General features: G+C 66.6%; 4 protein-coding genes. All 4 read right to left on the bottom strand.

Annotated features, from left to right (window positions below):
• On the bottom strand, nucleotides 1-974 hold a 974-nt coding region (locus tag ACIPIA_RS10970), incomplete at its 3' end, for a carbamate kinase (RefSeq protein WP_400509401.1).
• Between the two features lie 98 nt (nucleotides 975-1,072).
• Nucleotides 1,073-2,518 carry a YlbE family protein gene (locus ACIPIA_RS10965; protein WP_400509400.1) on the bottom strand — a complete coding sequence of 482 codons (1,446 nt, stop codon included), beginning with the start codon at nucleotides 2,516-2,518 and terminating at the stop codon, nucleotides 1,073-1,075.
• 2 nt (nucleotides 2,519-2,520) lie between these two features.
• A complete protein-coding gene (fdrA, locus tag ACIPIA_RS10960) occupies nucleotides 2,521-4,065 on the bottom strand; it encodes an acyl-CoA synthetase FdrA (RefSeq protein ID WP_400509398.1) in 1,545 nt (514 codons plus the stop codon).
• The coding region (locus tag ACIPIA_RS10955) for an oxamate carbamoyltransferase subunit AllH family protein (protein WP_400509396.1) at nucleotides 4,043-4,321 on the bottom strand (279 nt) is incomplete at its 5' end. The genes fdrA and ACIPIA_RS10955, both read right to left, overlap by 23 nt.

Below are 4,321 nucleotides of genomic sequence, written 5' to 3'. Positions count from 1 at the left end.
GCGGCGAAGGCAGCGTCCGACACGATCTGCGTACCGGCCTCGCCGCGGAGTGCCGCGACCGCATCCTCGATGCGCGCGATGATGCAGCGCCGGCCGCCGCCTTCGAGGAACTGGACGGCGGCATCGATCTTCGGGCCCATGCTGCCGGGCGGGAAATGCCCCTCGGCATGCAGGCGCTTGATCTCCGACAGGCTGACGCGATCGAGGAAGCGCTGTTCCGGCCTGCCGAAATGCACGGCGACGCTCGGCACCGCGGTCAGGATGATCATGTCCGGGATGTCGAGCAGGTTCGCCATCTTGGCGGTGGTGCGGTCCTTGTCGATGACGGCCTCGACGCCACGGCTCTGGCCGTTGGGCTGACGCACCACCGGCACGCCGCCGCCACCGCCCGCGATCACGACCGCGCCCTTCTCGGCCAGCGCCTGCACGAGGTCGAAATCGACGATGTGCTGCGGCAGCGGCGATGGCACGACATGCCGGTAGCCGCGGCCGGAATCCTCCTTCATCAGCCAGCCCATTTCCTCGCTGAGCGCCTTGGCTTCCTCCTCGGTATAGAAATAGCCGATCGGCTTCGACGGGTTGGCGAAGGCCGGATCCTTCGGATCGACCTCGACCTGGGTCAGCACGCAGGTCACCTCGCGCGGATTGCCCTTGGCGCGCAGCGCATTCTCCAGCGCCTGCATCAGCAAATAGGCGATGCCGCCCTGGCTGTGGGCGACGCAGATGTCGAGCGGCATCGGTGCCACGCGCTGGCGGGCAATGGCATGGCGCAGCAACATCTTGCCGACGACCGGGCCGTTGCCGTGGGTGATGATCAGCTGCGAGCCCAGCTCCATCAGCGGCAGCAGGGCGGCACCGGTCTCGGCGGCGAGCTTTTCCTGCTCCTCCGCCGTGCCGCGAATGCCCTCCGGGTGGATGGCGTTGCCGCCGATGGCGATGATCAGGCGGTCCGGAACGGTGTCATGCGAAGTCATGAATCCTCCTCCCACGCGCCGGCCGGCAGGTCGCGACGCATGCTGAATTGTTCGATGGTGTGGAACGCGGGCCGCGCGGTGGCGGCCCGCGGCAATCCTCAGGCCGCTACGTCCTGCGCCGCGACGCCCTCCTGGCCGGCGAAGGCGATGAGCGCCTTCTCGAAGGCCTCCATCGGCGGATAGGTGATGCCGGCGCCGATCATGCCGATGCCGGCCTCCTTGTGCGCGATCGCGGTATTGATCACCGGCATGATCCCTGTCTGCAGCACCTTGCGCATGTCGATGCCGGTCGGGACGCCCCTGAAGTTGAGCAGGGGCACGGTCACGTTCGGGTTCTCGGCCGTGGTGATCTCGGCCATGCGAACGGAGAAGCCGATGGCTTCATCGACCGTGCCGCCGACCAGCGGCACGATCGCCGGCGCCGCCGCCATGGCGAAGCCGCCGATGCCATAGGTCTCGGTGATCGCGCTGTCGCCGATGTCGAGGCCGGAATCCTCCGGCCTGTAACCGGCGAACATCGGGCCGATGACCTTCTGCGCCGGGCCGGTGAACCAGCTGAAGCCGGGCACGCCACTGATCCGGATGCCGAACTCGACGCCATTGCGGCACATCGTGGTCACCACCGTGGAGTGCGGCACGCCATGGGCGGCATCCAGCGCGCATTTGCACATGGCCATCCAGGTCGGGCCGGAGAAGTAGTCGCTGCTGGCGACGAAGTCGAAGACCTCGCGCTTCTGCGCCGTCGGGAACGACGTCTCCAGGATGAAGGGAGCGAGCTTCTGGATCAGGATGGTGGTGCCGGCGACGTTGCGGTTGTGGCATTCGTCGCCCATGTGCAGCGCCTGCGAGAGCAGCAGGCGCAGGTCGATTTCGCCGGCGATCTGCATGGCCTCGCGCAGGATCGGGCCGAGCACGTCGCGCATCCAGTTCAGCCGGGCGATGACGGTCCCGTCATTGGCGCCCATGCGCAGGATCTTGGAGAGCTGCTCGCTGAGATTGGTGTAGGCGAAATTGCCGTAGGTCTTGTTCTTGACCACGTGCATGAACATCGAGGCCGAGGTCACGCCAGCCATCGAGCCCACGCAGTCATGCTCGTGGCAGGGCGAGAAGGTGATCTCGCCGGAGGCAGCCAGCGCCGCCGCCTCGTCGAGATCCTTGGCCAGGCCTTCGAAGACCAGCGCGCCGGTGACGGCACCCTTCATCGGGCCGGACATCCGTTCCCAGGTGATCGGCGGGCCGGCATGCAGGATGGTCTTCCTGGTCATGCCGGGCACGACGTCGAGCGCCGGACCGAAGCCGACCAGCACCGGCTGCGACTTCAGGATGCGCTCGACAGCCTCCAGATTGGCCTTCTCGATGCGCGCCGCGATATCGGGCCGCGCCAACGCTTCCAGCGCGTCGATCAGTTCGGGCTTGCCGCCCGCCGGCGGGCGCCAGTCGAGATGGACGGCGCTGCCGCCCTGCTTCTCGATATCGTCCTTGAACATTTCGAGGCCGACATTGATGACGCTGACCTTGCTGAACAGGTCGTTGATGCTGGACATGATCAGTTCTCCCTGGAGACGAAACCGCGCGCCAGCAGGCCCGCATTCGTGCAACTGCTGGCGATGGTGACGCCCGCTTCCGAAAGCTTGGCGGTCTGCTCGGCGAGCGACTGGCTATCGAGATCGGTGCCGAGGACGTAACCGAGGATCTCGAGATGGCGCCCTTCGGCTGCCGCGATCTGCTTGGCCTCTACGAGGGCCGGAATCATCACGCCGGCCGGGTCTTCATGGGCGCCGTAGCCGAGGATAAAATCGAGCACGATGACGCCGACAGAGGGATCGCGTGCTTCCTGCACCAGCCGCGCGAGGCGCTGGGAGGGGTCGATCATGGGATGCGGGCGGCCGCGGGTGAAATCGTCGTCGCCGAAATCGATGAACGTATTCTCGATGCTGGTGGAAACGTCCTTCAGCTTGCGCGCGGGGTCCTTGGCGATGTTGCTGTAGACGTTGTCGTAGCTCTCCTTGGCGATCAGCATCATTTCCTCGCAAAGCGTGCCGCCGCAGAGCAGCGCGCGGATGTAACGCTGCTCGGGCTTCAGCTTGGCGCGGGTCTCGGCGATCAGCGGCAGGTTGAGTGCCCGCTTGTTGATCTCCTCCTCCTTCCTGCCGCCAAGGATGACGGCCTTGAGCGCGGCTTCCTTGGTGGTCTTGCCGAACTGCACTCCGGCCTCGGTCACGGCCTGCTCCGAGCCGCCGAGCAGGCAGGCGACGACCGGCTTGCCGCAAGCCGCGGCGGCGGCCAGGACCTTGTCCTGCACAGACTTCGCCGGGGGCTTGGAGACCAGCACGATCACCTCGGTCGCCGGGTCGCGGGCGAGCGCGTTGATGCCGTCGATCATCATGATGCCGCCGACCCTCTCGTGCAGGTCGCGCCCCCCGGTGCCGATGATCTGGGTGATGCCGCCGCCGAAATCATGGATGCGCGCCGCGATCTCCTGGCTGCCGGTGCCGGAGGCGCCGACGATGCCGATATTGCCGGCGCGCACGGCGTTGGCGAAGCAGAGGCCGATGCCGCCGACATAGGCGGTGCCGCAATCCGGCCCCATCATCAGCAGGCCCTTGCGATGGGCGTGCGTCTTGAGGGCGACCTCGTCCTCGATCGAGACGTTGTCGCTGAACATCATGACGTGCAGGCCGTTATCGAGCGCGCGCCGCGCCTCGCGGGTGGCGAACTCGCCGGCGACCGCGATGATCGCGAGATTGGCGCCCGGCGTATGCGCAACGGCGGATTCGATCGTCGCGTAGTTCATCTTGCGACCGCTCTCGCTGCCACCCTTCTGCTTGAACAGCTCGTCGATCTCGACCAGCGCCTGGCCGGCAACGTCATCATTGGCGGCGCGCACCACGATCATCAGGTCGCCGCTCTGGGCCTCGGCAGCCTCGGCCGTCAGCATCCCGACGTTCTTGAGCACCTCCTTGTTCATCGCGGTGCCCATCCCGATCATCGCCTGATCGACGCCGGCAACGGCATTGGCCCGCCCGGTCACCGACATCAGCGAGACCGAGTCGAAATAGGTGTTCCGCTTAATCGCGGTCTTGATGGCCATGATCCCATTCTCCGTTGTCGATGAGAGACGCCAGTCCGCGGACGACGCCGAAAGCGATCTCGGTTCCCGACGATGAACCGATGGCGAGAACCCGAGCGAGCGCGGCGGAAAGCGCTTCGCCCCGCGGCTCGCAGAGCGCGACGACGAGCCGCGCGATCCCGTCCCTGACTTCGCCATGCGCGGCCTTCGCCAGCGCCGCATGGCTGATCGGATTGGTGCCCGTCCGGGCGAGATTAGCGATGCCGCGTGCGAATTC

This window comes from Allobosea sp. CER48 (genome assembly GCF_044752385.1).
Taxonomy (GTDB): Bacteria; Pseudomonadota; Alphaproteobacteria; order Rhizobiales; family Beijerinckiaceae; genus Allobosea.
Note: the sequence above shows the minus strand (reverse complement) of the source record. Positions and strands in the feature narration are given on the sequence as shown.